The 23,181-nt window shown below is 66.4% G+C and carries 27 protein-coding genes; 3 read left to right on the top strand and 24 right to left on the bottom strand.

The genetic code is table 11. The annotated features are described in order from the left end of the window. The 4 genes from C1704_RS03245 to C1704_RS03230 all read right to left on the bottom strand — a co-directional run. The coding region (locus C1704_RS03245; RefSeq protein ID WP_146076022.1) for a HAMP domain-containing protein at positions 1-911 on the bottom strand (911 nt) is incomplete at its 3' end. Between the two features lie 53 nt (positions 912-964). Next, positions 965-3,058 (bottom strand): chemotaxis protein CheA, encoded by a 2,094-nt coding sequence (locus tag C1704_RS03240; RefSeq protein WP_419186775.1) that lies wholly within the window; start codon positions 3,056-3,058, stop codon positions 965-967. A 61-nt stretch (positions 3,059-3,119) separates the two neighbouring features. Next, positions 3,120-3,482 (bottom strand): response regulator, encoded by a 363-nt coding sequence (locus tag C1704_RS03235; protein WP_104300936.1) that lies wholly within the window; start codon positions 3,480-3,482, stop codon positions 3,120-3,122. 62 nt (positions 3,483-3,544) lie between these two features. Continuing rightward, positions 3,545-4,003 (bottom strand): hypothetical protein, encoded by a 459-nt coding sequence (locus C1704_RS03230; protein ID WP_104300934.1) that lies wholly within the window; start codon positions 4,001-4,003, stop codon positions 3,545-3,547. A gap of 168 nt (positions 4,004-4,171) precedes the next feature. On the opposite strand from C1704_RS03230, the gene C1704_RS03225 reads away from it, so the two are divergent. Beyond that, complete coding sequence (locus C1704_RS03225; protein ID WP_104300933.1) at positions 4,172-5,347, top strand: hybrid sensor histidine kinase/response regulator; 1,176 nt, start codon at positions 4,172-4,174, stop codon at positions 5,345-5,347. Then, positions 5,344-5,973, top strand: coding sequence for a response regulator (locus C1704_RS03220; RefSeq protein WP_104300931.1), 630 nt, complete (start codon positions 5,344-5,346; stop codon positions 5,971-5,973). Before C1704_RS03225 ends, C1704_RS03220 begins: the two co-directional genes overlap by 4 nt. Here the strand turns inward: C1704_RS03220 and C1704_RS03215 are convergent. From C1704_RS03215 to fliF, 15 genes are all read right to left on the bottom strand, one after another. Continuing rightward, complete coding sequence (locus C1704_RS03215) at positions 5,946-7,343, bottom strand: putative bifunctional diguanylate cyclase/phosphodiesterase (protein ID WP_104300929.1); 1,398 nt, start codon at positions 7,341-7,343, stop codon at positions 5,946-5,948. The genes C1704_RS03220 and C1704_RS03215 overlap by 28 nt on opposite strands. Positions 7,344-7,367: 24 nt before the next feature. Continuing rightward, the gene (locus tag C1704_RS03210) at positions 7,368-7,793 is read right to left on the bottom strand and encodes a hypothetical protein (RefSeq protein ID WP_104300927.1); all 426 of its coding nucleotides are present in this window, start codon (positions 7,791-7,793) and stop codon (positions 7,368-7,370) included. 83 nt (positions 7,794-7,876) lie between these two features. Continuing rightward, positions 7,877-8,638 carry a flagellar biosynthetic protein FliR gene (gene fliR / locus C1704_RS03205; protein ID WP_104300925.1) on the bottom strand — a complete coding sequence of 254 codons (762 nt, stop codon included), beginning with the start codon at positions 8,636-8,638 and terminating at the stop codon, positions 7,877-7,879. Positions 8,639-8,657: 19 nt separating this feature from the next. Further along, the gene (gene fliQ, locus C1704_RS03200; RefSeq protein ID WP_104300923.1) at positions 8,658-8,927 is read right to left on the bottom strand and encodes a flagellar biosynthesis protein FliQ; all 270 of its coding nucleotides are present in this window, start codon (positions 8,925-8,927) and stop codon (positions 8,658-8,660) included. Between the two features lie 16 nt (positions 8,928-8,943). Beyond that, positions 8,944-9,738 carry a flagellar type III secretion system pore protein FliP gene (gene fliP / locus C1704_RS03195; RefSeq protein WP_104300921.1) on the bottom strand — a complete coding sequence of 265 codons (795 nt, stop codon included), beginning with the start codon at positions 9,736-9,738 and terminating at the stop codon, positions 8,944-8,946. Then, positions 9,738-10,070 carry a FliO/MopB family protein gene (locus C1704_RS03190; RefSeq protein WP_104300920.1) on the bottom strand — a complete coding sequence of 111 codons (333 nt, stop codon included), beginning with the start codon at positions 10,068-10,070 and terminating at the stop codon, positions 9,738-9,740. Before C1704_RS03190 ends, fliP begins: the two co-directional genes overlap by 1 nt. 140 nt (positions 10,071-10,210) lie before the next feature. Continuing rightward, on the bottom strand, positions 10,211-10,660 hold the full coding sequence (fliN, locus tag C1704_RS03185) for a flagellar motor switch protein FliN (RefSeq protein ID WP_104300918.1): 450 nt from the start codon (positions 10,658-10,660) through the stop codon (positions 10,211-10,213). After that, positions 10,650-11,654, bottom strand: a complete 1,005-nt coding sequence (gene fliM / locus C1704_RS03180) for a flagellar motor switch protein FliM (RefSeq protein WP_104300916.1) — start codon at positions 11,652-11,654, stop codon at positions 10,650-10,652. Before fliM ends, fliN begins: the two co-directional genes overlap by 11 nt. Before the next feature lie 37 nt (positions 11,655-11,691). After that, the gene (locus C1704_RS03175; RefSeq protein WP_104300914.1) at positions 11,692-12,255 is read right to left on the bottom strand and encodes a flagellar basal body-associated FliL family protein; all 564 of its coding nucleotides are present in this window, start codon (positions 12,253-12,255) and stop codon (positions 11,692-11,694) included. 150 nt (positions 12,256-12,405) lie between these two features. Then, positions 12,406-13,542, bottom strand: a complete 1,137-nt coding sequence (locus C1704_RS03170; RefSeq protein WP_104300912.1) for a flagellar hook-length control protein FliK — start codon at positions 13,540-13,542, stop codon at positions 12,406-12,408. 22 nt (positions 13,543-13,564) lie between these two features. Further along, positions 13,565-14,038 (bottom strand): flagellar export protein FliJ, encoded by a 474-nt coding sequence (fliJ, locus tag C1704_RS03165; protein WP_104300910.1) that lies wholly within the window; start codon positions 14,036-14,038, stop codon positions 13,565-13,567. Positions 14,039-14,065: 27 nt separating this feature from the next. After that, complete coding sequence (gene fliI, locus C1704_RS03160) at positions 14,066-15,484, bottom strand: flagellar protein export ATPase FliI (protein WP_104300908.1); 1,419 nt, start codon at positions 15,482-15,484, stop codon at positions 14,066-14,068. Continuing rightward, positions 15,481-16,200 carry a FliH/SctL family protein gene (locus C1704_RS03155; protein WP_104300906.1) on the bottom strand — a complete coding sequence of 240 codons (720 nt, stop codon included), beginning with the start codon at positions 16,198-16,200 and terminating at the stop codon, positions 15,481-15,483. Before C1704_RS03155 ends, fliI begins: the two co-directional genes overlap by 4 nt. 26 nt (positions 16,201-16,226) lie before the next feature. Continuing rightward, on the bottom strand, positions 16,227-17,222 hold the full coding sequence (gene fliG / locus C1704_RS03150; RefSeq protein ID WP_104300904.1) for a flagellar motor switch protein FliG: 996 nt from the start codon (positions 17,220-17,222) through the stop codon (positions 16,227-16,229). Positions 17,223-17,253: 31 nt separating this feature from the next. Next, positions 17,254-18,957, bottom strand: a complete 1,704-nt coding sequence (gene fliF, locus C1704_RS03145; RefSeq protein WP_104300902.1) for a flagellar basal-body MS-ring/collar protein FliF — start codon at positions 18,955-18,957, stop codon at positions 17,254-17,256. A gap of 277 nt (positions 18,958-19,234) precedes the next feature. Between fliF and fliE the strand changes: the two genes are divergently transcribed. After that, on the top strand, positions 19,235-19,513 hold the full coding sequence (gene fliE / locus C1704_RS03140) for a flagellar hook-basal body complex protein FliE (RefSeq protein ID WP_104300972.1): 279 nt from the start codon (positions 19,235-19,237) through the stop codon (positions 19,511-19,513). 13 nt (positions 19,514-19,526) lie between these two features. On the opposite strand, the gene C1704_RS03135 is transcribed toward fliE, so the two are convergent. The 5 genes from C1704_RS03135 to flhC form a co-directional block, all read right to left on the bottom strand. Continuing rightward, entirely contained in the window at positions 19,527-20,156 is a 630-nt protein-coding gene (locus tag C1704_RS03135; RefSeq protein ID WP_104300900.1) for a protein phosphatase CheZ, read from the bottom strand. Positions 20,157-20,166: 10 nt separating this feature from the next. Beyond that, a complete protein-coding gene (gene cheY, locus C1704_RS03130) occupies positions 20,167-20,559 on the bottom strand; it encodes a chemotaxis response regulator CheY (RefSeq protein ID WP_104300898.1) in 393 nt (130 codons plus the stop codon). Between the two features lie 39 nt (positions 20,560-20,598). Beyond that, entirely contained in the window at positions 20,599-21,573 is a 975-nt protein-coding gene (gene motB, locus C1704_RS03125; RefSeq protein WP_104300896.1) for a flagellar motor protein MotB, read from the bottom strand. A 12-nt stretch (positions 21,574-21,585) separates the two neighbouring features. Further along, positions 21,586-22,449, bottom strand: a complete 864-nt coding sequence (motA, locus tag C1704_RS03120; RefSeq protein WP_104300894.1) for a flagellar motor stator protein MotA — start codon at positions 22,447-22,449, stop codon at positions 21,586-21,588. 192 nt (positions 22,450-22,641) lie between these two features. Then, complete coding sequence (gene flhC / locus C1704_RS03115; RefSeq protein WP_104300892.1) at positions 22,642-23,178, bottom strand: flagellar transcriptional regulator FlhC; 537 nt, start codon at positions 23,176-23,178, stop codon at positions 22,642-22,644. Positions 23,179-23,181 lie beyond the last annotated feature (3 nt).

The following is a 23,181-nucleotide window of genomic DNA, read 5'->3' as shown; positions in this document are numbered from 1 at the left end:
AGCTGCTCCATGGAGGAGGCGGTCTGCTGCAGGGAGGAGGCGGCCTGCTCGGTGCGCGAGCTCAGGTCCTGGTTGCCCGTGGCGATCTCTGCACTGGCGGTGGAGATGCTGTCGGTGGACCGCTGAACCTGAGTGACCGTCTCGCGCAAAGAGGACTGCATCTGAGCGAGTGCACGTACCATCTCGCCGATCTCATCCTGGCGCCCTTCCTGCAATGGGGTGGCCAGGTCGCCCTGTGAGATGCGCCGGGCGGACTCGACGGCCCGCTGCAGCGGGTCACGGATCGAATGGATCAGCCAACGTGTGCCCACCACGAGCAGCGTGAGCACCAGCACAGCGGCCACGCCCGCCATGGTGATGGTGGCTTGGCGCTGCGACTTGAACGCGGCTTTGAACTGGGTGGCCGAAGATGCCATCGCCGCCAGAAGAGCTTGGTGGACGTCCTGACCCGCGCGGGTAGATGCCGGAATGTCCGAGGCAAGCAGCGTCTCGAGTGCTGATCGGTCATTGGACGCGCGCAACTGGACGGCTCGCTCCGCCAGTGCCACCAGCCGGGAGTGGTGTTCAAGAGCCTGCTTGAGCGCCTCGCGCTCTTCAGCCGACAACGCGCTGGCCTCCAATCGGGCGGCTTGGCTTTGGATGTTGCGGTGCGCCACTTCCACGCCAGCCTGGACTTCACGCAGTGCGGCGCTGTCATCCAACGCCAACGCCAGAGTTTGCGTTCTCGCCGTGAGGGCTGCCCGTTCGGCCTGCCATTGCATGGCAGCATCGAGCTTGGCCTCATGGGCTGACTGGTGGGTGTCGAAGAACTGGGTCGAGGATGCCGAGCGCACGCCGGAGATGGCCACCAGGCCGAGCTGACAGACGGCGATGACGGCCGTGGCGCACCACAGCTTGGTTCCGATTTTCATGACGATGCGGCTTGCGTGAAAAGAGCCCCTGATGGGGCTCTTGAGAGATGGACTCAGTGGCGCGACCGCCTGACCAGACTGCCCACATCCAGGATCAATGCCACACGGCCGTCGCCCATGATGGTGGCGCCGGACACGTCGGGCACTTTGCGATAGTTGGCCTCGAGGTTCTTGACCACCACCTGCTGCTGGCCGAGGAGTTCGTCCACCATCAGCGCCACCCGGCCGCCTTCGGCTTCGACCACGACCATGATGGAGCTCACGTGTTCGAAGTCGAAGCGCGGCACGTGGAAGACCTGCTCGAGCTCGATGACCGGCATGTATTCGGAGCGCACCTCGACCACGCGGCCGCTGGTGCCCACGGTCTTGATCATGCCGGGTTGGACCTGGAAGCTCTCGACCACCGAGGACAGAGGCAGGATGTAGCATTCTTCGCCCACGCCCACGCTCATGCCGTCCATGATGGCCAGGGTGAGTGGCAGGCGCACCGAGACGCGCATGCCGTAGCCCTCGGCCGAGTCGATCTCGACGGTGCCATTGAGCGAGGCGATGTTCTTCTTCACCACGTCCATGCCCACGCCGCGTCCCGACACATCGGTGACCTCGTCAGCGGTGGAGAAGCCCGGTTCGAAGATCAGGTTCCACACTTCCGCATCGGTGAGCGTATCGGGGGCATGGATGCCGCGCTCGCGGGCCTTCTTCAGCAGCTTCTCGCGGTTCAGGCCGCGGCCGTCGTCGCGCACCTCGATCACGATGGAGCCGCCCTGGTGCGAGGCTGACAGCGTGATGGTGCCCGTCTCGGGCTTGCCGGCGGCCAGACGGTCGGCCGGCAGCTCGATGCCGTGGTCGCAGGAATTGCGCACCAGGTGGGTCAGCGGGTCGGTGATTTTCTCGACCAGGCCCTTGTCCAGCTCAGTGGCTTCACCGTGGGTGACCAGCTCGACCTTCTTGCCCAGCTTGCCGGCCAGGTCGCGCAGCATGCGGGGGAAGCGGCTGAACACGGTGGACATGGGGATCATGCGGATCGACATCACGGCTTCCTGCAGGTCGCGCGTGTTGCGGTCCAGGTCGGTCAGACCGGCCAGCATCTGCTGGTGCACCACGGGGTCCAGGCCGCGGCTGTTCTGGGCCAGCATGGCCTGGGTGATGACGAGTTCACCCACCAGGTTGATGAGCTGGTCCACTTTCTCGACGGCCACGCGGATCGTGGCGGCGTCGAGCGCGGCACCGCCGCCGGTGCGCGCCTCGGCGCGGGAGGCTGGCTTGGGTGCGGCAGGCTTGGCCGGGGCAGGGGTGGCCGCCTGAGTGCTCGGCGCGCCGGGCGAGTTTTCGAAGAAGCCGTAGCCCGGATCCTCGGCCGCCGGGGGCGGGGCCACCACGGCAGTCTCAGCCTGCATCGGCTTGAAGCTCACATGCTCCTTGGACACATGGAAGGTGAAGAGGTCCAGCAGTTCGGATTCGCTGCTGCGGGTGGTCACCTTGAAGCGGCGCACGCCACCTTCGGCCCGTCCGCCATCCAGCGCCTCGATCTTGCCCAGGTCCACGATTTCCTTGAAGAGATCGACGAGGTTGTCAGCCACGGAAGGGTCGGGCAGCGGGCCCACGGTCAGTTCCAGGCAGCGTTCGCCGTTGGCCGCCATGGGAGCTGTCGCCACGGGTTCGGCCGGGGCCGGTGTCGGGGCGGGGGTCACCACCGGGGCGGCAGCCACCGGCGCCGGGGGCGCCTCGCCGGCCACCATGGCGCGGATGTTGAACAGCAGTTCGGTGGTGTCCACCTCGCTGCCCGCGCCGGTCTGGTGGCGCGAGAGTTGGGCCTTGAGGGCATCGCCAGAGGCCAGCAGCACGTCCACCATCGACGGGGTGGGCTGAAGCTCGTGACGGCGCAGCTTGTCCAGCAGCGTCTCCATCTGGTGCGTCAGCTCGGCCACGTCGGCAAAGCCGAAGGTGGCGGCGCCCCCCTTGATGGAATGGGCGCAGCGGAAGATGGCGTTCAGTTCCTCGTCGTCGGCCGCCTCGATGTCGAGTTCAAGCAGCAGCTGCTCCATGCGGTCGAGGTTCTCGCCGGCTTCCTCGAAGAAGACCTGGTAGAACTGGCTGAGGTCGAAGCCCGCGCTGAGCTGGGAGCCTTCGGAAGTCATTTCGCCCACGGCGTACTCCTGATGCGGTCGGATGGAAACAAGGGGTCGGGCAGGTCGGCGACGGGCCGGCTCACTTGATCACTTTCTGGATCACTTCGATCAGCTTGTTCGGATCGAAGGGTTTGACCAGCCAGCCGGTGGCGCCCGCGGCGCGCCCGGCTTGCTTCATCTGGTCGCTGGACTCGGTGGTCAGGATCAGGATGGGCGTGCTCTTGAACTGCGGGTTCTCCCGAAGCTTCTTGGTGAGGCTGATGCCATCCATGCGGGGCATGTTCTGGTCGGTGAGGACCAGATCGAAGCTGCGACCGCCGGCCTTCTCATACGCATCCTGGCCGTCCACCGCCTCGACGACGTTGTAGCCGGCGTTCTTCAGCGTGAAGGCGACCATCTGGCGCATGGAGGCGGAATCGTCCACCGCAAGGATTGAATGCATGGCTCTCTCTCCGGGATTTCTAGCTGGGTATCGGTGCTTGGGGCGAAAACTTGAGGGTGGGCTCAGAACAGTTCGATCGAGCCCGCATCCATCTCCGCCTGGGTGACGGGGTTGGGGCGCAGGGGCAGCGTCTCGACGACAACCTGGCCATCCTCGTCATCCCCCATGGCTTCGCGGGCAATCTGGTCTGCGCAGTTGCGCAGCCGGCGGTTCGTGTGGTTGATGAGCTGCGAGGCCATGTCCTGGAACTGCAAGGCCGTGACAGCCGCCCCAAGGTTCTGCAATACGGGGGTCAGTTCGCTGGCCTGGATGCGATGGTCGGTGGCCGCCTGCATGAGCCCTTCCATCTGCTGCACCGCCGAAGAAAAGCGCAGCATCAGCCCGTCGCAGGCGTCGGCCAGAAGACCTTGCAGGCGTTCGAGGTCATTGGTGGCCGTCATCAGGTGATCCTGGAGGTCGGCGGCCATCAGCAGGGGCAAGGTCTGCCCGGTCTCGGGGCTGGGCGATTCGTTCATCTGCATGGGGTCTCCATGGCTCGGTGAAGGCAGGGTCGGTTTCGTCTCAGCCGGCGCTAGACTTGCTCGCATCCGGGGCGCGGCCAGCGCCCTGAGCTTGCGGTCCGGGCGCGTTCTTCCCTATTTCGGCCGGCGGGCTGCCACCTGTAGTCCAAAATCGGGAAAAATCCACACATGCCTGCCCCTGAAGCCCCGCGCCACCTGAGGGTCCTGCACGTCGAGGACTCGGATCTGGATCACCAGCTCATGCTGACGCAGATGCGCCGCGCAGGGCTGGAGATCGAGGCGCAGCGGGTCGAATCGGCCGCGGGGTTTGAAGCCGCCCTGGCGCAGGGACTGCGAGGCGCTCCTTGGGACGTGATCCTCTCCGACTACAACCTGCCGGGGTTTTCCGGCCTGGTCGCCCTGGAGATGCTCAAGGCGCGGGGGCTGTTGATCCCTTTCATCATCGTCTCGGGTGAAATCGGCGAGGACACGGCGGTGGCGGCCATGCGCAACGGAGCGGCCGATTACCTGCTCAAGAACAATCTGGCTCGGTTGGTGCCGGCCATGCTCCATGCGATCGACGCCCATCAGGCGTTGAGGGACAAGCAACTGGCGGATGCGGCGCTGGCACAGTCCCAGGAGCGTCTGCGGGAGCTGGCGCAACACTTGCAGACCAGTGTGGAGCTGGAGCGGGCTGCCATCGCGCGCGAGATCCATGATGACGTTGGCGGTTCCTTGACGGCGCTCAAGTTCGACCTGGCCTGGATCGCCCGCCACACCCAGGACCCAGCCGTCCAGCAGCGAGCCCAGTCTGCGCTGGACACCGTGAGCCAGGCCCTGGAGGCCAGCAAGCGCATCATGCACAACCTGCGTCCGGCCATTCTGGAGCAGGGGCTGGTGGCCGCTTTGCAGTGGATGGCGGCCACTTTCGAGAAGCGCACCGGCATCGAAACGCGCTTCCGCTCCAGCCAGGAGCAGCCCAGGCTGCCGGCCGGCGTGCCACTCGTGGCCTACCGCACGGCCCAGGAAGCCTTGACGAATGTTTCCAAGCACGCCCATGCGACGCGAGTGAACGTCGACCTCACGATTGCCGCCGGCGTGCTGTCACTGGAGGTCAGTGACAATGGACGCGGCCTGACACGGACCGACCTGGCCAAGACGCGATCCTTCGGCATCCGTGGGCTGCAGGAGCGCGCCGGCACGGTGGGCGGCTGGGTGGACCTGAGCAGCGGACCCAGCGGCACGACGCTGATCCTGTCGGTGCCTCTGGGCGATGTCGTCAACGGCGAAAACGGCCTGCATGACGCTCCCCGCCTGCATGAGGTACGCTCTGATGACGACCCGACCTTCTGGGGTGAGCTGTGATTGAAGTGATTCTGTGCGACGACCACGCGCTCATACGTCGCGGCATCCGCGACACGCTGTCCGATGCCCCTGACATCGAAGTGGTGGGTGAAGCGGGCGACTACGGCGAGTTGCGGGCCTTGCTGCGCCGCCAGAGCTGTGACGTGCTGGTGCTCGATATCAATCTGCCCGGGCGCAGTGGGCTGGACGTGCTGCATGCGCTGAAGGACGAGGGCTCGCCGGTCAAGGTGCTGGTGGTGTCGATGTACCCCGAGGACCAGTACGCCATCCGCGCCCTCAAGGCCGGTGCGTACGGATATGTGAACAAGGGCGGTGACCCCGCCCAGTTGGTGGCCGCTGTGCGCATGGTGGCGCAAGGGCGCAAGTACGTGACGCCGGACATGGCTCAGATGCTGGTGGAAAGCCTCACCGCCCCCACCACGGAAGCGGCACACGAGAGGCTGTCCGACCGTGAACTGCAGACCCTCACCATGATCGCCTCCGGCAAGCGTCTGTCCGACATCGCCGAGGAACTGACCCTCAGCCCCAAGACCGTGAGTGTCTATCGCGCCCGGGTGCTGGAAAAGCTCGGGTTGAGCAACAACTCCGAGCTGACGGTCTACGCGATCCGCAACGGGCTGGTCTGAGCCCAGTCCCGTGCGGCCGCCAGGGCGTCATGCAAGGCCGCCGGGCGCGCAATGGCGAAGCCCTGGAGGGCATCGTAGCCCATGGCCGCGAGCGGCTCGATCAGTTCTGCGCGCTCCACGCCCTCGGCCACGGCCTGCATGCCCAGTGCGTGGGCGAGTTCCACCGCCGCACGTGCAATCGTGGCGCTGCGGGGCGTGTCGAGCAGCGGACGCACGAAGATCTGGTCCACCTTGATGGCATGCACGGGCAGGTCCTGCAGGTAGCTCAGCGACGAGAACCCGGTGCCGAAGTCGTCGATCGACACACGAACGCCCAGTTCCGCCAGCGCCTCGATCTGCTCACGGGCGAAACGGGGGCTGGACAGGAAGCTGCTCTCGGTCAGTTCCAGTTCGAGCCGGTGCGCCGAGACGCCCGTGCGCTCCAAGGCGTCGGCGATCTTGGGAACCAGGCGCTCGTCCAGCAGATTCTTGGCCGAGATGTTGACGGCGACCGACAGGGCGAGGTGTTCGGGCAGCGACGCAAGGTCGGCCAGCGCCTGGTTCAGCACCCATTGGGTCACGGGGTGGATGTAGGCCGTCGTCTCGATGAAGGGAATGAACTCGGCCGGCTGGACCTCGCGGCCCGTGACGGGGTGGGGCCAGCGGATCAGGGCCTCCAGACCCACGAGGGTGCGCAGCCGGGGGCAGACCTTGGGCTGGTAATGCAGGACGAACTGCTGCTGAGCCACTGCCTGGCGGATGTCGGCCCGCAAGGACAAGTCGCGATGCTGCGGCGTGTGTGCATGGGAGGGCGTGTGCAGGACCACCGAGCGACCCCGCTCACGCGCCAGACGCTTGGCCTGATCGGCTCGCCACAGCAGCGAATCGATGGAGTCCCCAGCCACCGGGCCCACCGCGACCCCCACGCTCAATGTCAGTGACAGGGCGTGGCCGCTGACCTGCATGGGCTCGTTCAGCCAGGCCACCAGATTTTCGAACTGCGCGGTCCAGTCACAGGCCTGACCCCGGTTGGCCTGACACAGGATGACGAACTCATCGCCCCCCAGCCGGTACGCACACGGCGTGGCGGCCATGGGGTTCCATCGCGCGATGCGCGCGGCTACCGCTTGCAGGGTTTCGTCACCAGCGCCATGCCCGAGCTGCTCGTTGATCTCGTGGAAGTGATTGATGTCGAGCACAGCCAGTGCCAGCGTGCCGGCGGGGAGATCGGAGCGCGCCTGCAGTGCATCGTAGAGGGCGCTTCGGTTGCCCAGGTTCGTGAGCGCGTCCACCAGCCCTTCGCCGGCCCGCCGGCTGGTCCCGAGTGCGTTCACCCGATGGTCGAGTTCGGCCAGCGCCAATGGCGTGAACAGCGTGAACAGGTGCTGCAAGGTGTGAACATCCTCCAGCGGTTCTCATGACAGTGCCACCAGCAGGCCGCGGGGGGTGCCGCTGCGATCGACGAGCACCCGGCCTGCGTATCCCTCGATCCCGTGCTCAGCCAGCTCTCTGTCTTGCGGAAACGCCTGCGCGGCGCCCTGAGGGTGCACACACCATCCGCGGCGCACGGTCACGTCGCAGGGCGTTCCCTGGAGCGCGTAACGAAAGTGCGCGGTGGCGCGGCCGCGAAGCCACCCATCGACGACGGTGACGATCGGCTCCCCGCCTTGTGCCGGCAACTCCCCAAGCAGCACGCCGTCCAGTCCCATCAGGTGAGCGAGGGTGGCAGCCAAGCTGCCTTCGCCCGGACCGGCAGCGAGCAGCGCTTCCATGGCCAGGCTCACCCGGGCCAAGGGCGAGGCATCGGCCGGATCGGCAGGAAGGCTTACTGCGGCGGTCATGGGAAGTCGGGAGGCAGCTTGTCCATGCTCGGTTGACCGTTGCAGTCTAGCGGCGAGTGTGACGGTCGGGAGCCCGGAGTTGTTCACTGAAAGTGACTCAATGCACGTTCAAGGGCCATCACGAAGGGTTGCTCCATCATCGGCAGCATCAGGAGCAGGCCCAGCAGGCCCACCGACAGGGTGATGGGAAAGCCGATGGCGAAGATGTTCATCTGCTGGGCCACCCGCGAGATCACCCCCAGCACGAGGTTGGCGAACAGCAGCATGGACATGATGGGCAGGGCGATCCATAGGCCGAGCTTGAAGACCTCGGCGCCCCAGGTGTGAACCTGCAGCATGCGCACGAAGGCCATGGGCTCCGGTCCGACCGGGAACACCTGGAAGCTCTGGATCACGGCCGCCACCAGGATGAGGTGGCCGTTGATGACCACGAAGAGCAAGGCGGTGGTGGCACCGAAGAAGCGGCTCACCGCGTTGGCCGCGCCGCCCTGCGCCGGGTCGAAGAAGGCCGCGAAGCCCAGACCCATCTGCAGGCCGATCAACTCACCGGCGTACTCGACACCGGCAAAGACCAGGCGTACCGCGAAGCCGATGGTGGCCCCGATCAGGATCTGCTGCAGCAGCACCAGCAGGGCCTCGGGGGCGTCCAGCGGGATCGGGGGCACGTCCGGCATCGACACCTGAGCGGCCAGGGCCACGAAGAAGGCCAGCGCGATCTTCACGCGCGTGGGCACAGCCCGCTGGGAGAACACCGGCACCGTCATGAACAGCGCCAGCGCCCGGAAGAAGGGCCAGAGCACCGGCGTCAGCCAGGCGCTCAGCTGGGCATCGGTGAAAGTGAGCATGATTCCCCGGATGCCGGGCTCACTGCACCATGCCCGGGATGCCGGTGATGGTGCGCTGGATGAACTCCACCAGGGTGTTCATCATCCAGGGCCCGGCGATGCCGAGCACGATCACGGCACCCACCAGCTTGGGCACGAAGGACAAGGTGGCCTCGTGGATCTGGGTGGCGGCCTGGATGATGCTGACGACCAAGCCGATGCCCAGGACCGTGAGCAGCAGCGGTGCGGCCAGCATCAGCAGGGTGTAAAGCGCCTGCTGGCCGATGGTGAAGACGTGGGTGGCGTCCATGGAGGCCTCGCGTTGTTCAGGTCACGAAGCTGGCGGCCAGGGACCCGAGCAGCAGGTTCCAGCCATCGGCCAGCACGAAGAGCATCAGCTTGAAGGGCAGGGCCACCAGCACGGGCGAGAGCATCATCATGCCCAGGCTCATCAGCACGCTGGCGACGATCATGTCGATGATCAGGAAAGGGATGAAGATCATGAAGCCGATCTGGAAGGCGCTCTTGAGCTCGCTCGTGACGAAGGCCGGCACGATGACGCGGAAGGGCGCGTCCTGGGCGGTCACCGAGGGGTCGAGCTTGGCAAGCTTGGCAAAGAGCGCGAAATCGGACTCGCGGGTCTGCTTGAGCATGAACTCGCGCACCGGCACCTCGGCGCGTTGCAGCGCCACGTCGAAGTCGATCTGCTGGTTCGAATAGGGCTGGTAGGCTTCGGTGTAGACCCGGTCGATGGTGGGCCCCATCACGAACATCGTGAGGAAGAGCGACAGGCCGATGATCACCTGATTGGGCGGAGCCGACTGCGTGCCCAGGGCCTGGCGCAGCAGGCTCAGCACGATGACGATGCGGGTGAAGCTCGTCATCAGCAGCAGAACTGCTGGAATGAAGCTCAGGGCCGTGAAGAAGAGCAGGGTCTGGATGGGTACCGAATAGCTGGTGCCGCCGGGGCCCTGGCCGATCACGAGCGGCAAGGATCCGCCGGGCGCGCCCGGGGTGGCCTGCGCTAAAGCCGCTTCAGGAAATGCCGACATCAGCGACAGGGCGGCGAGCCCGCCGAAAGCGGCCAGGCGGCGCAAGGTCGGGACGCTGACGAGGTTCATCACGACGCTTTCCGTGCCTTGTTGAACAGGGTCGCAAAGGCGGGTCCCGGGGTCTGTGCTGCCGCCGCCGGCAGGTCTTGCGCGGGCAGCGTGTGCACGGTCTGGATCGACTGCGCGGTGACACCCAGCACCAGCCACTGTCGGGACTCACCCTGGCCGACCTCGACAGTGACCAGGCGCTGCGTCGGGCCCAGTGGGGTGCTGGAGATGACACGGGTGGTCTGCACGCCGCTCATGCCGCCCATGGGCGTGCGCTTGAGCAGCCACAGCGTCAGCGGAATGGCCGCGACGATGAGGGCAAACCAGAGAACGAAGGAGCCGACAGAGGGCATGGCACGTGGAAGCAGTGGGACCGTTGCTGGGCATTGTCGGCAGGCGGCCCAGAGTGCGAAGCCAAGAAGAAAGGGGCCCATGGCCCCTTGCTTTCGGTTTTGATCGGCGGCCTGTGCACGGCGTCACGGCCCCTTGGCCCTCACATGCCCCGGCTGAGCCGACGCATGCGCTCCGAAGGCGTGACGATGTCGGTGAGGCGAATGCCGAACTTGTCGTTGACCACGACCACCTCGCCTTGCGCAATGAGGTAGCCGTTCACCAGCACGTCCATCGGTTCGCCGGCCAGGGCATCGAGTTCGATGACCGAACCCTGGGCCAGCTGAAGGATGTGCTTGATCGGGATGCGGGTGCGCCCCAGTTCCACGGTGAGCTGCACCGGGATGTCCAGGATCATGTTGATGTCGTTGCCCGCGGCATTCGACGTCGTCGGCGTGAAGTTCGTGAACGCGGCCGGCGCCACCTGCTCGGCCGGCGTGGCCATCAGTTCGTCGGCTGCACCGCCGGCGGGCTTCTGCTGGGCCAGGGCGGCTTCCCACTCTGCGGCCATGGCGTCCTGTTCGTCGGTGCTCTGCTGGTTCTCAAGTGACATGGGACTCTCCCAACCAGCCGAAGTCCTGGCCGGTCAACAGTTTTTCGATGCGGATGGCGTAGCGGCCATTGGAGGTGCCGTACTGGCATTCGAAGACGGGAACGCCATCGACCTTGGCCTCGATGGCCGGTAGCAGGTCGAGTTCGAGGAAGTCGCCGGCCTTCAGGGACAGCAGCTGTTCGACCGTGGCCGGGGCGGTGCCGAGCTCGGCCACCAGCTCGACCTCGGCCGCCTGGATCTGGTGCGTGAGCAGCTTCACCCAGCGGCGATCAGGCTCGGCCGAGTCGCCTTGCACGGTGGAATAGAGGATGTCGCGGATGGGCTCGAGCGTGGCGTAGGGGATGCAGAAGTGCACCGTGCCGGTGGTGTCACCCACTTCCAGCGTGAAGGAGGTGGTGACCACGATCTCGCTGGGCGTGGCGACGTTGGCGAACTGCGGCTGCATCTCCGAGCGCTGGTACTCGAGATCGAGCGGGTAGATGCCGTGCCAGGCCTTCTTGTATTCCTCGCGCACCACATCGACAAGGCGGTTGATGATGCGCTGCTCGGTGGGCGAGAAATCGCGCCCTTCAATGCGTGTGTGGAATTTGCCGTTGCCGCCGAAGAGCGAGTCGATGACGGCAAAGACCAGTGTGGGGTCGCACACGATCAAGCCGGAGCCGCGCAGCGGCTTGACCGAGACGATGTTGAAGTTGGTGGGCACCACGATCTCGCGCAGGAAGGCGCTGTACTTCTGCACCTTGATTGCACCGACCGAGACTTCGGGGCTCTTGCGGATGAAGTTGAACAGTCCGATGCGGATGTTTCGCGCGAATCGCTCGTTGATGATCTCCATCGTGGGCATGCGCCCACGGACGATGCGCTCCTGGCTCGCGATGTCGTAGTCGCGGATGCCACCGGAGGGGGCTTCTTCTTCCTCGAGCTTCTGGCTCTCACCGGTGATGCCCTGCAAGAGGGCATCCACCTCGTCTTGCGACAGGATCTGCTGGTTCATCGCCAGGGCTCCATGACGTGACGCGGTGGGGCCTTCATCACTGGATGATGAAGTTCGAGAAATGCACGGCCACGATGGGGTTGTGCACCCGGGCACGCGGGCGACGGCCATCGGCCTGAGCGGCCTCCTGCGCTGCCAGGTCGATGCCCAGCGGCCGCACCGACTCGCGCATGATGTCCATGGCGAGTTGTTCCTTGCCGGAGCGGTCCATCAGCTCCACCGAGGTTTTCTGCGACAGCACCAGCAGGATGTTGCTGCGGATGGCCGGCATGTAGGCCTTGAGCCGCTCGGCCGTTTCCTTGTTCTCGACTTCGAGCGTGACCCCGACCTGGGCATAGCGCTCGGCGTTGCGGTCCGCCAGGTTCACGGTGAAGGTGTCCAGCGGCAAAAAGGTCGGCGTTGCCGAAGAATCGGCTTTGCGAGATGCCTGGGTGGCAGGGGGCGCATCCCAGTCGTCTTCGTCCGCGTGAGCGTTTTTCTTCAGAAGCAGCAGGGCAGCCACACCGGCAATGGCAATCACCACCACCGCGGCAAGGATGATGAGGAGGAGCTTCTTGCCCCCCTTGGCAGGGGCGGCGTCGGCGGCGGCTGCTGCAGACATGACGGTGTCCTTCAATGGCGGGTGCAGGCTCTGGGGCCGCACCGGGAGGTTTGCGGTCGATTATTCGCCCGAGGGCCGCCGAGGAAGCGGCGAATAGCGGTGGTTTTCCGGCCTTGCCGTGAGGTTTCGCCGCAAATGGGCAGGAAGCGCTCAGGCATAGAGGTCCAGCCGGCCGGACGGAAGTCGACCAAGCGGGCGGGTCAGGGCCGTGGTTTCAGCCGACGCCTCGCCCTGGGTGGGGCGCGACCCTGTCGAGGAGGCTTCCTGCGAGGGACGTCGCGGCAGGGTGTCCTGGGACACACCGCCACCGGTCAGCGTGAGGCCTGCACTGTGCAAGGCGGCGGCGAGGTGGGACAGGCTGGCCTCCAGAGCCGCGCGGGTGGCGCTGGCGCTGGCAGCAAAGTCCACCTGGGCCTGCTGTCCGTTCACGGCGATGTGCACGCTCACCGTGCCCATCTCGGCAGGGTTGAGGTGGAGCTTGGCCTCCTGCACGCCCTGCCGGGTGAGCACGGTGATGCTCTGGGCCAAGGCTTCGGGGAAGTCGGGGTCGTGGACCGGGGTGGCCAGCGTCTGCTGGGCCGCCGACGGGGTGGCGGTGGCCCCGGACGCCGCAGCGCTCGCCTGCGTCGGCGACAGGCCCGACACCCAGGGCAAGGGCGTGGCCCCGGGGCCCTCGGCGGCGCGCGAGGGGGTGGAGGTCGCAGCGGGGAGCAGCGGCGTCATGCCCTCCATGAGATCGGCCCCGACCGGCGCTGGGTCCTCCGCAGCAAGGTCGACCAGGGGTTCGGCGGCATCGTGGTGCGCCGAGTCGTCAGCGTCCTTCGTCCGCGCCCCCGAGGCCGGCTTGCCGGCCAGGCCGGCCCCGTGGGCGGCCAGGGCTTCTTCCAGATCGCCGCCTTCGCCGGCAGGCAAGGGCGGCTCGGGCAGCACCAACCACCAGGCACCGGGCAGTTCGCCGCTGACCGGTTCACGCGCTTCCTCGTCTGCCGGTGGTGTTTCGTCCTGGGGCTGTGGTGGGTCGGCGTCGGCGGCGGTGGGCGCGGGCGCAGGTGACGGCGCATCGGCGCGACGCGCGTCGGGGCTCGTGCGCTGGGCCTCGGGGTCTTGAGCCTTCGGCGCGGGCATGGCCCGGGGGGATGTCGCCTGGGGTTGGGCTTGCCGAAGCCAGTGGCTGAAAGCGGTGCCGGAGCCTTCGGGGCGGGGTGCGGCCGTGCTGCGGGCCTCGAGCGTGGCCCCCAGGCCGCCTGCAGAGCCGGTCAGAGGAAAGAGGAGGGAGGTGAGGGACATGTCTCAGAGGCTGCGCAGGAGGTCAGGCGATGGCGAGATCGTTGGAGCCAGCCGCACGCCGGGCCCAGGCGATGCGCGATGCCTGCTCGTCCGTGAGCTTCTGCTCCTGCCGCGAGCGGGCCTTGTCGATTTCGTTCTGACGCCGCTCGATCAGCTTGCGGATGGAGGCGGCGCGCATCTCGCGCTCGCGCAGCACCTGCACAGCCTGGTCGAGGTGGTGCTGGATGCGCTGCACGGCGGCTTGCTGATGAGTACCGGCCTGGTCCAGCCGAGACATGAAGCCGTGGTAGCAGTGCATGATCTGCACCGAGCCCTGCGTCTGGAAGCGCTCGCCCCAGCGCTGCTGGTAATCGCGACGGTAGTCTTCGAGCTGGCGGGCCTGGGATTGGGCCGCTTCCATCTGGTGGCGCAGGCGCAGCACGGTCGATTGGGCCTGGTCGCGGTCCCGCTCGGCCACTTCGAGTGCAAGCATCAGGGGTTGCAGGCTGGGGTGCATGGTGGGGTCCTGTTTCGGGTGTCAGCGTCATCGCGGCGCGATGCAGGCCTTCATCTGGCGCACGCTGTCATCCAGGGGTGCGCGGTCGCGCATGTTCTGCTGCAGCAGCTCGCGGATGGCGGGGAAGGCCTGCACGGCAGCGTCGAGTTCGGCGTCCTGTCCGGGCACATAGGCCCCCAGTTGGAGCAGGTCACGGCTGCGGTTGTAGCGAGCCAGCATCTGGCGCAGGCGGCGGGCGGCGTCGAGGTGTTCTGGGTCGGCCACGTTGTGCATCACGCGCGAGGCCGACTTCTCGATGTCGATGGCCGGGTAGTGCCCCGCTTCGGCCAGTTCGCGGGTGAGCACGATGTGACCGTCGAGGATGGCGCGGGCCGCGTCGGCGATCGGGTCTTGCTGATCATCGCCTTCACTCAGCACGGTGTAGAAGGCGGTGATGGAGCCGGTGCCGTTCAGGCCGTTGCCGCTGCGCTCCACCAGCTGGGGCAGTTTGGCGAAGCAGCTGGGCGGGTAACCCTTGGTGGCCGGGGGTTCGCCGATGGCCAGGGCAATCTCGCGCTGGGCCATCGCATAGCGGGTGAGCGAGTCCATCAGCAGCAGCACGTGCATGCCGCGGTCGCGATAGTGTTCGGCAATGGCGGTGGCGTAGGTGGCGCCTTGCATGCGGGTCAGGGGTGGGGCATCGGCGGGTGCGGCCACCACGACCGAGCGCGCCAGACCTTCCTCGCCGAGGATGTCCTCGATGAATTCCTTCACCTCCCGGCCGCGTTCGCCGATCAGGCCCACGACGATGACGTCGGCCTGGGTGTAGCGTGCCATCATGCCCAGCAGCACCGACTTGCCTACACCGGAGCCGGCGAACAGGCCGATGCGCTGGCCGCGCCCCACGGTGAGCAGGGCGTTGATCGCGCGCACGCCGGTGTCCAGGGGCTCACGCACGGGGTCCCGGTCCATGGCGTTGATGGGGCGGCGTGCCAGCGGCTCGTTGTGAACGTTCTCGATACGCCCTTTGCGGTCCATCGGGCGGCCATGCGGGTCGATCACGCGACCGAGCAGACCATCGCCCATGGGCAGGTGCAGGCTGCGGTCCTCGGTGCGGCGCCAGGGGTGGCTGACCTGACCCAGGCGTGGGGGCGTGATGGGGCTGGCCAGTGGCACCACACGGGCGCCGCTGGCGAGCCCATGCACCTCACCAGTGGGCATGAGGTAGGCTCGGTCGCCCGCAAAGCCCACGACTTCCGCCTGCACCGCAGGCTGGCCTTCCATGCGCACCTCGCACACTGAGCCGACCGGCACGCGAATGCCGGCCGCCTCCAGCACCAGGCCGGCCACCTTGACCAAGGTGCCCTGGGCTTCGAGGCCCAGCGGGGCGGCTGCAAAGGCGCGCAGGTCTTCCAGGTACTGGTGCCAGGCCCCCAGCTTGATGGCCGGGGCGTCGATGCCACTCATGGGGTGTCCTCCTTGGAGGCCGCATCCGGTGCGGGTTGCACCCATTCGTCTTCATGCCCTAAGGCGGCGGCAGCGCGGCGCCACCGGGCCTCGATGCTGGCGTCGATGACGCCGATGTCGGATTCCACGATGCAGCCACCCCGGGTGATGTCCGGGTTGCTCACCAGGCGTGCATCGCGCGCATCGAGATCGAGCTGTCCTTGGGTGGTGAGCAACTGGTGGTCGTCGGGGTGCAGGTGCACGCGGATGTGCCGGGCGGAATGCACGAGAGAACTCAGCGCCTCCTGGGCCACGGCCTCGATGAGCTGGGGGCGTATCGTGAGTTCGCTGCGCACGGCCTGGCGCGCGATCTCGACGGCCACCTGCGACAGGCCGCGCGCCAGCTGCTGCTCCATGGCGTCGAGCTGGGCACGGAAGGCGGCCGCTACGGCAGCCACCTGAGCGGTCACCTGGGCCGCATAGCTTTGCTTGAAGTTCTCGAGGGCGACCAGGCCATCGCGGTAGCCATCCTTGTAGCCGGCCTGCCGCGCTTCGGCGAGCTGGGCCTGATGCTGGGCGGCGCGCTGCTCGGCCGTGGGCTCCGGCGGCGGGGCTGGCGGCACACCGGGGCCATGGCCTGAGGTCTGCTCTTGGCCGGAGAACGAGTCGGGGCTCCACGCAGAGAAGGAGTGCAGCTCCTCGCGAGGGATGAAACGGCTGTGCAGGGGCGTGCCCATGGTCGATGCGGTGCCGGAGATTCAGGTCAGACGAAGCCGTCGTCGCCGCCGGTGGCCAGCACAATCTGGCCTTCGTCGGCGAGGCGGCGCACGATCTTGAGCAGTTCCTTCTGCTCGGCCTCCACCTCGGACAGGCGCACGGGACCGCGCGACTCCAGGTCCTCGCGCAGGGTTTCGGCCGCGCGGGTGGACATGTTGCTGAAGATCTTCTCGCGCAGCTCGGGCGTGGCACCCTTGAGAGCGATGATGAGCGACTCGGTCTGCACTTCCTTGAGCATGGTCTGGATGCCGCGGTCGTCGATCTTCAGCAGATCGTCGAAGACGAACATGTTGTCCATGATCTTCTGGGCCAGTTCGGGGTCGGTCTGGCGGATGTAGTCGAGCAGCGGGCCCTCGATGGAGGAGCCCATCATGTTGATGATCTCGGCCGCCGTCTTGACGCCGCCCAGGGAGGCCTTGCGCAGCTTGTCGCCGCCGGCGAGCACCTTCGAGAGAACATCGTTGAGGTCCTTCAGCGCCGAGGGCTGGATGCCGTCGAGCGTGGCGATGCGGATCATCACTTCATGGCGCTGGCGTTCGACGAAGTGCTTGAGCACCTCGGAGGACTGGTCGTAGTCCAGGTGCACCAGGATGGCGGCGATGATCTGCGGGTGCTCATTGCGCAGCAGCTCCGCCACCGAACCCGGGTCCATCCACTTCAGGCTCTCGATGCCCGAGACGTCGCCGCCCTGGAGGATGCGATCGATCAGCAGATTGGCCTTGTCGTCGCCCAGGGCCTTGCGCAGCACCGACTTGACGTACTCATCCGTGTCGTTGACCAGCATGCTCTGGTCGGACGCATCGTTGGCGAAGCGGTCCAGCACGGTTTCCACACGCTCGCGCGGGATGACCTTCATCTTGGCGATCGTCTCGCCCAGGCGCTGCACCTCCTTCGGCGTGAGGTGCTTGAAGACTTCGGCAGCCTCCTCTTCGCCCAGCGACATCAGGAGGATCGCCGAGTCCTGCAGTCCTTCTTCATCCATGGTCGTGTTCTCGGTGTGGGGCGCAGGCGGCTCAGGCCGCAGCTTCCTTGGTGACCCAGCCGCGCACGATGTTGGCGACAGCTGCGGGGTTGTCCTTGGCCAGCTGGCGCACGGCTTCGAGCTTGTTGCTGTTCATGGGGGCGGCCAGCAAGGGAATGCCGGCGCCACCTTCGCCTTCGTTCAGCGGGGGGAGAACCTCGTTGCCGTCGACGACCGCATCCACCATCTTCTGCGGAGGGGCCGGCGGCGCGGCCACGGCTTTCAGTGCCGGGCGAACGACGCCCAGAATCAGCAACACGGCCAGCAAGGTGAGCGCCCCGGGGATGGCGAACTGGCGTACCAGGTCCAGCATCTCCGGCTGTTTCCACAGCGGCAGCTCCTCTGGCGTCTCCACTTTCGGGGTCTGGAAGGGGGCGTTGATCACCTGGAGCGAATCGCCCCGGTCAGCGGAGAAACCCATGGACTCGCGCACCAGGGTGGTGAGCTTGGCGAGCTCCTCCTCGCTCAACGGCACCTGGGTCGTGCGACCCCGCGCATCGGTCTGGCTGCGGTGGTTCACCACGACGGCAGCGCTCAGGCGCTTGACGGTGCCGGTGGCATTGCGTGTCACACGCACCGTCTTGTCGACCTCGTAGTTGGTGACGGCCTCGCGGCGCATCTGGGTGTTGCCCGCTCCCGCACCATTGGCCCCCTGCAGGGCCTGGGCCGGGCCGTTGATCGGTGCCTGGGCCGGCACTGGCGGCTGGTTGGTGGCAGCGCCGGGCACGCCCGTGGGGGTGGCGGCGTCGGCCTGGGTGGACTCCAGGCTCTGCATGCTGCGCACCGCGGCCGGCTCATTCCCTTGGTTGGGACGGAACTGTTCCGAGGTGGACTCGCTCTGGGAGAAATCGACTTCGGCCGTGACCTGGGCGCGCAGGTTGTCGCGCCCGACCACGGGTTCCAGGATGTCGGTGATGCGGCGCGTCAGCGTGGCTTCGATCTGGGCCACGTACTGGAGCTGGTTGGCGTCCAGTCCCTGGGTCTTGGCGTCCGGCGACTCGGTCAGCAAGGTGCCGTTCTGATCCACGATCGACACGGCCTTGGGTGCAAGCTCCGGCACACTGCTCGACACCAGGTGCACGATGCCGGCAATCTGGGCGCGGTCGAGGCTGCGGCCGGGGTGCAGTTGCACCAGCACCGAAGCCGAGGGCTTCTGCTGTTCACGGAAAAAGCCGTTCTGGTTGGGCAGGGCCAGATGCACGCGAGCGTTGCTCACGGCGGCCAGCGCCTCGATGGAGCGGGTCAGTTCCCCTTCGAGACCGCGCTGAAACGTCAGGCGCTCCTGGAACTGGGTGATCCCGAAGCGGGCGTTGTCCATCAGTTCGAAGCCCACGGTGGACCCCTTGGGCAGGCCGGCTGAGGCGAGCTTGAGCCGCACGTCATGCACGCGGTTGGCGGGCACCAGGATGGCGGCGCCGCCGTCGGCGTGCTTGTACGGCACGTTCATCTGCGAGAGCTGGGTGATGATCGCCCCGCCGTCCTTGTCGGACAGGTTGGCGTACAACACCTTGTAGTCGGGGCGCGAGGACCACATCGACAGCGCCACCACGATGGCTGCCAGGCCGGCCAGGCCCGCACCCAGCAGCAGCTTGCGCTGTGCGGGCAGGGCGTTCAGGCGCTGAACGAATCCCTGAGGGGCCGGTTCGGCGGCCAGGGCGGGGGGCAGGTTCTGCGGCAGAGCGACGGCGTTGTCCATCGTTGGTGTTCCCGAGGTTCCGTGGGCCCCGGGATGGGCGCAGCCGCCATCGGTCCCAGGGTCTCATTGGGGACCGATTATTCGGAGGGGGAGGGGGGAACCAAGGGCAGAAGAAGGGCGCAAACCTGCACCAGTTCACCGCATCGCCGGCGCCTTGCACGCCTACCATCGGCATATCGGCAAGCCAGGCCCGGACTTGAGGCGAGCCTGCAGGAGAGCTTCGATGGACGTACGACTCAAACCCTTCAACTTCCAGCAGGCCCTGGCCAAGAGCGGCATGGTGCTGCCCTCGGACGCCGCCCGGCCGGGCAAGGTGGAGTCGGGCACGCCCGCGGTGGGCTTTTCGCAAGCCTTGAACCAGGCGCTCAAGTCGGTCAGCGCGACCCAGCTGCAGGCCACAGAGATGCAGCGTCAGGTCCAGCTGGGCAATCCGACAGTGTCTCTGGAGGAGACCATGGTCACCATGCAGAAGGCCCAGATCGGCTTCCAGGCCACGCTGCAGGTGCGCAACCGCCTGGTGCAGGCCTACACCGACATCATGAACATGACGGTCTGAAGACCGCCCCGCCTCAGAAGCCCAGGCTGGCCAGCAGGTCGTCGACCTGTTCCTGGTTGGTCACCACGTCGGTGCGGCCTTGCGGGTTGACCACGGGGCCGTTGAGGAAGGTCTGCTCCACCTTGTGCACCTGGTCAGGCGGGGCGGTTTGCAGCAGCAGCTTGACGAGCTGGTCCTCGATGTCGGCGGCCAGCTTCACGACGCGGGCCACCACCTGGCCGGTGAGGTCATGGAAGTCCTGGGCCATCATGATGTCGGTCAGGTGCTGGTCGATGCGGGCCGTGGTGGCCTCGACGTCGCTGACGAAGTTCATCACCCCGCCGCTGGCCACGGCCTTGACCGGGTCGGCGACGATGGCCTGGGCCATGCGCCGCGTCTCGGCCGTGATGTGGTCGTGCTCGGCCTTGGCCTGATCCACGAGGTTCAGCACCTTCTCGGCCGCCTCGCCGGTCTTCTCGGCGATGTAGGTCAGGCGGCTGCGGGCATCGGGCAGGCTGTCGGTGATCTCGCCCAGCTTGGGCATGAAGCCCAGTTGCGCCAGCGTGTCATGCAGGCTGCGGGTCATCTCGCCGATCTGCTGGAACACCTCGGGCGAGGTGGTCAGTGCCGCAGCGGCGTGCTTGGGGTCATGGGCATGGCTCATGGGAGGCTCCTCACTTGCCCAGCTTCTGCATGATCTTCTGGACCTTTTCCTCCAGCGTGGCTTTCGTGAAGGGTTTCACGATGTAGCCGGCGGCGCCGTCCTGGGCGGCACGCACGATGTCCTCCTTGCGCGCCTCGGCCGTCACCATCAGCACCGGCAGGTGCTTGAGCTTGTCATCCTTCTTGATCGCGGCCAGCAGGTCGAAACCGTTCATGTTGGGCATGTTGATGTCGCTGACCACGAAATCGAAGTTGCTGTTCTGCAGCATCTGCAATGCCACGGCGCCGTCTTCGGCTTCCTCGGCATTGTTGTAGCCGATCTCCTTGAGCAGGCCGCGCACGATGCGGCGCATGGTGGAGAAGTCATCGACGATGAGGAATTTCAGGTCGGTGGCGGTACTCATGGGGAGCGTCCTCGCAGGCAAAAGTGGGCGTTCGCTGGCTTATCGGCCGGGCGCCGGAAAACTGAAGTTCTCGCCGACGGGCGGGGCAGTGGGCGTGGGCAGGGCCTCGGTCACTGCGGGGGCCGAGCCGGCCTCGATGTCGCCGCCACGCTCGAAGCGTTCCTCGGCATCCTTGTTCATCACGATGATGCTGATGCGCCGGTTGACCGGGTTGAGCGCGTTGTCCTTGTCCAGCAATGAACTCGAGGCCAGGCCCAGCACCCGCACCACCTGGCCTTCACGCAGGCCGCCAGCCACGAGCTCGCGGCGCGAGGCATTGGCCCGGTCGGCCGAGAGCTCCCAGTTGCTGTAGCCGCGTTCACCGCTGCTGTAGGGAGCCGCGTCGGTATGGCCGGCCAGCGTCACCTTGTTGCTCACTTCCGCCAGCACCTTGCCGATCTCGCGCAGGATGGTGCGCATGTAGTCCTTCACCAGCGCGCTGCCCGAGTCGAACATCGGTCGGTTCTGCTCATCGACGATCTGGATGCGCAGGCCATCTTGCGTGATGTCGATGCGGATTTGTGACCGGAACTGCACCAGGAGCGGGTTGTTCGTGACGGATTGCTCGATCCGCTGCTTCAGTCCCTCCAGGCTGGCCGCTTCCTCGCGGGCAGCCTGTTCCTTGAGCGCCTGCAGGTTGATGGTCTTGCGCTCGGCCTCGATGTCGCCGTTGCGCACCTGGCCGGTGGTGCGAGTGAGATCGGTGCCACCGCCCTTGATCACATGGGAGGCATCGCCCGCACCGCTGCCGCCGCTGAGCAGGGCGATCTTCAGGGGCGACGAGAAGTAGTCGGCAATGCCCTTGCGGTCACCCTCGGTGGTGGAGCCCAGCAGCCACATCAGCAGGAAGAAGGCCATCATGGCCGTCACGAAGTCGGCGTAGGCGATCTTCCAGGCGCCGCCATGATGGGCATGGCCGCCCTTCTTGATCTTCTTGACGATGATCGGCTGCAGTTTCTTGGAATCGCCTGCCATGATGGACCCCGATCAGGCCTTCTTGCCCTTGACGTGGCCTTCCAGCTCCGAGAAGCTGGGGCGTTCGGTGGAGTACAGGACCTTGCGGCCGAACTCCACCGCGATCTGCGGTGCGTAGCCCTGCATGCTGGCCAGCAGGGTGGTCTTGATGCACTGCAGCTCCTTGGTGCCTTCATCGTTCTTCTGCTCCAGCAGGCCGGCCAGCGGCTCGACGATGGCGTAGGCCAGCAGGATGCCCAGGAAAGTGCCCACCAGGGCCGAGCCGATCATGCCACCCAGCACCTGTGGTGGCTGACCGACGGAAGCCATGGTGTTGACCACGCCCAGCACCGCCGCGACGATGCCAAAGGCCGGCAGGCCGCCGGCCACGCGCTGGATGGCGGCCGCCGGGGCATGGGCCTCGTGATGGTGGGTCTCGATTTCGCTGTCCATCAGCGCTTCGATCTCGTGGGCGTTGAGATTGCCCGAAACCATCATGCGCAGGTAGTCCGTGATGAACTCAACGACATGATGATCGTTGCCCACCGTGGTGTACTTCTTGAAGAGAGGGGATTCGTGGGGGGTTTCCACGTCCTTCTCGATCGCCATCAGGCCTTCCTTGCGAGCCTTCTGCAGGATCTCGTAGAGCAGCGCCATCAGTTCCATGTAGCGCGCCTTGGTGTACTTGGAGCCCGACAACAGCTTGGGGATGGCGGCAAATGTGGCCTTGAGCACCTTGGGCTGGTTGTTCACGATGAAGGCGCCAAAGGCTCCCCCCACGATCACCATGGTCTCGATGGGCAGCGCGGCGAGCACGACGCCGATGTTGCCGCCGTGGATGATGAAGCCGCCGAAGATGCAGCCCAGCGCCACGATGTAGCCGATGATGACGAACATGTTGCAGGTCTTTCCTGGTGGGGCCGCGCGCCGCGGAAGATGCCGCAGGCCTCGCGCTTGAACCGGGTTCCCAAGGGATATCGACCTGTGGGCGGCCGACTTGAGGTACACAACATGCCAAAAAAGCACGGGCTCGCGAGGAGCCCGTGATCAAGGCGCCGCGGGGGCGCTCAGGAGGAGACAGCAGGAAACTCAGTGCAGCTGCAGGCCGCCGCTGGCCTTGCCCTTGCCGGCGCGTGCCGGGGGGTTGCACATGCCGCACACGAAATGCTTGGCGATCTCGTGCGGGTGGGTGACGAAATGGCCACCGCACTTCGAGCAGGGCGTCATGGTCAGCATGCCGTTGTCCACGAACTTCACCAGGCGCCAGGCGCGGGTGATCGACAGCTGGGGCTCCAGGCCCTGGGACTGCGTCTGCTCGAGGTAGAGGCGGTAGGCCTTGATGACCACGTCGATCTCGTCGAGTTCGACGGCCTTGTTCAGGTATTCGTGGATGTTCAGAAACAGCGAGGCGTGGATGTTGGGCTGCCAGGTCATGAACCAGTCGGTCGAGAAGGGCAGCTGGCCCTTGGAAGGCGACTTGCCGGCCACTTCCTTGTACAGGCGCAGCAGGCGCTCGTAGGACAGGTCGGTCTCGGACTCGAGCACCTGCAGGCGGGCTCCCAGCTGGATCAGCGTGACGGCGCGTTCGATCTGGCGGGCTTCGGTCAGGATGCTCTTGGTACGCATGGC

Origin of the sequence: Caldimonas caldifontis (assembly GCF_002930615.1) — a bacterium.
Lineage (GTDB): Bacteria > Pseudomonadota > Gammaproteobacteria > Burkholderiales > Burkholderiaceae_C > Caldimonas > Caldimonas caldifontis.
The sequence above is the reverse complement of the archived record's forward strand: the minus strand, read 5'-3'. Positions and strand labels throughout refer to the sequence as shown.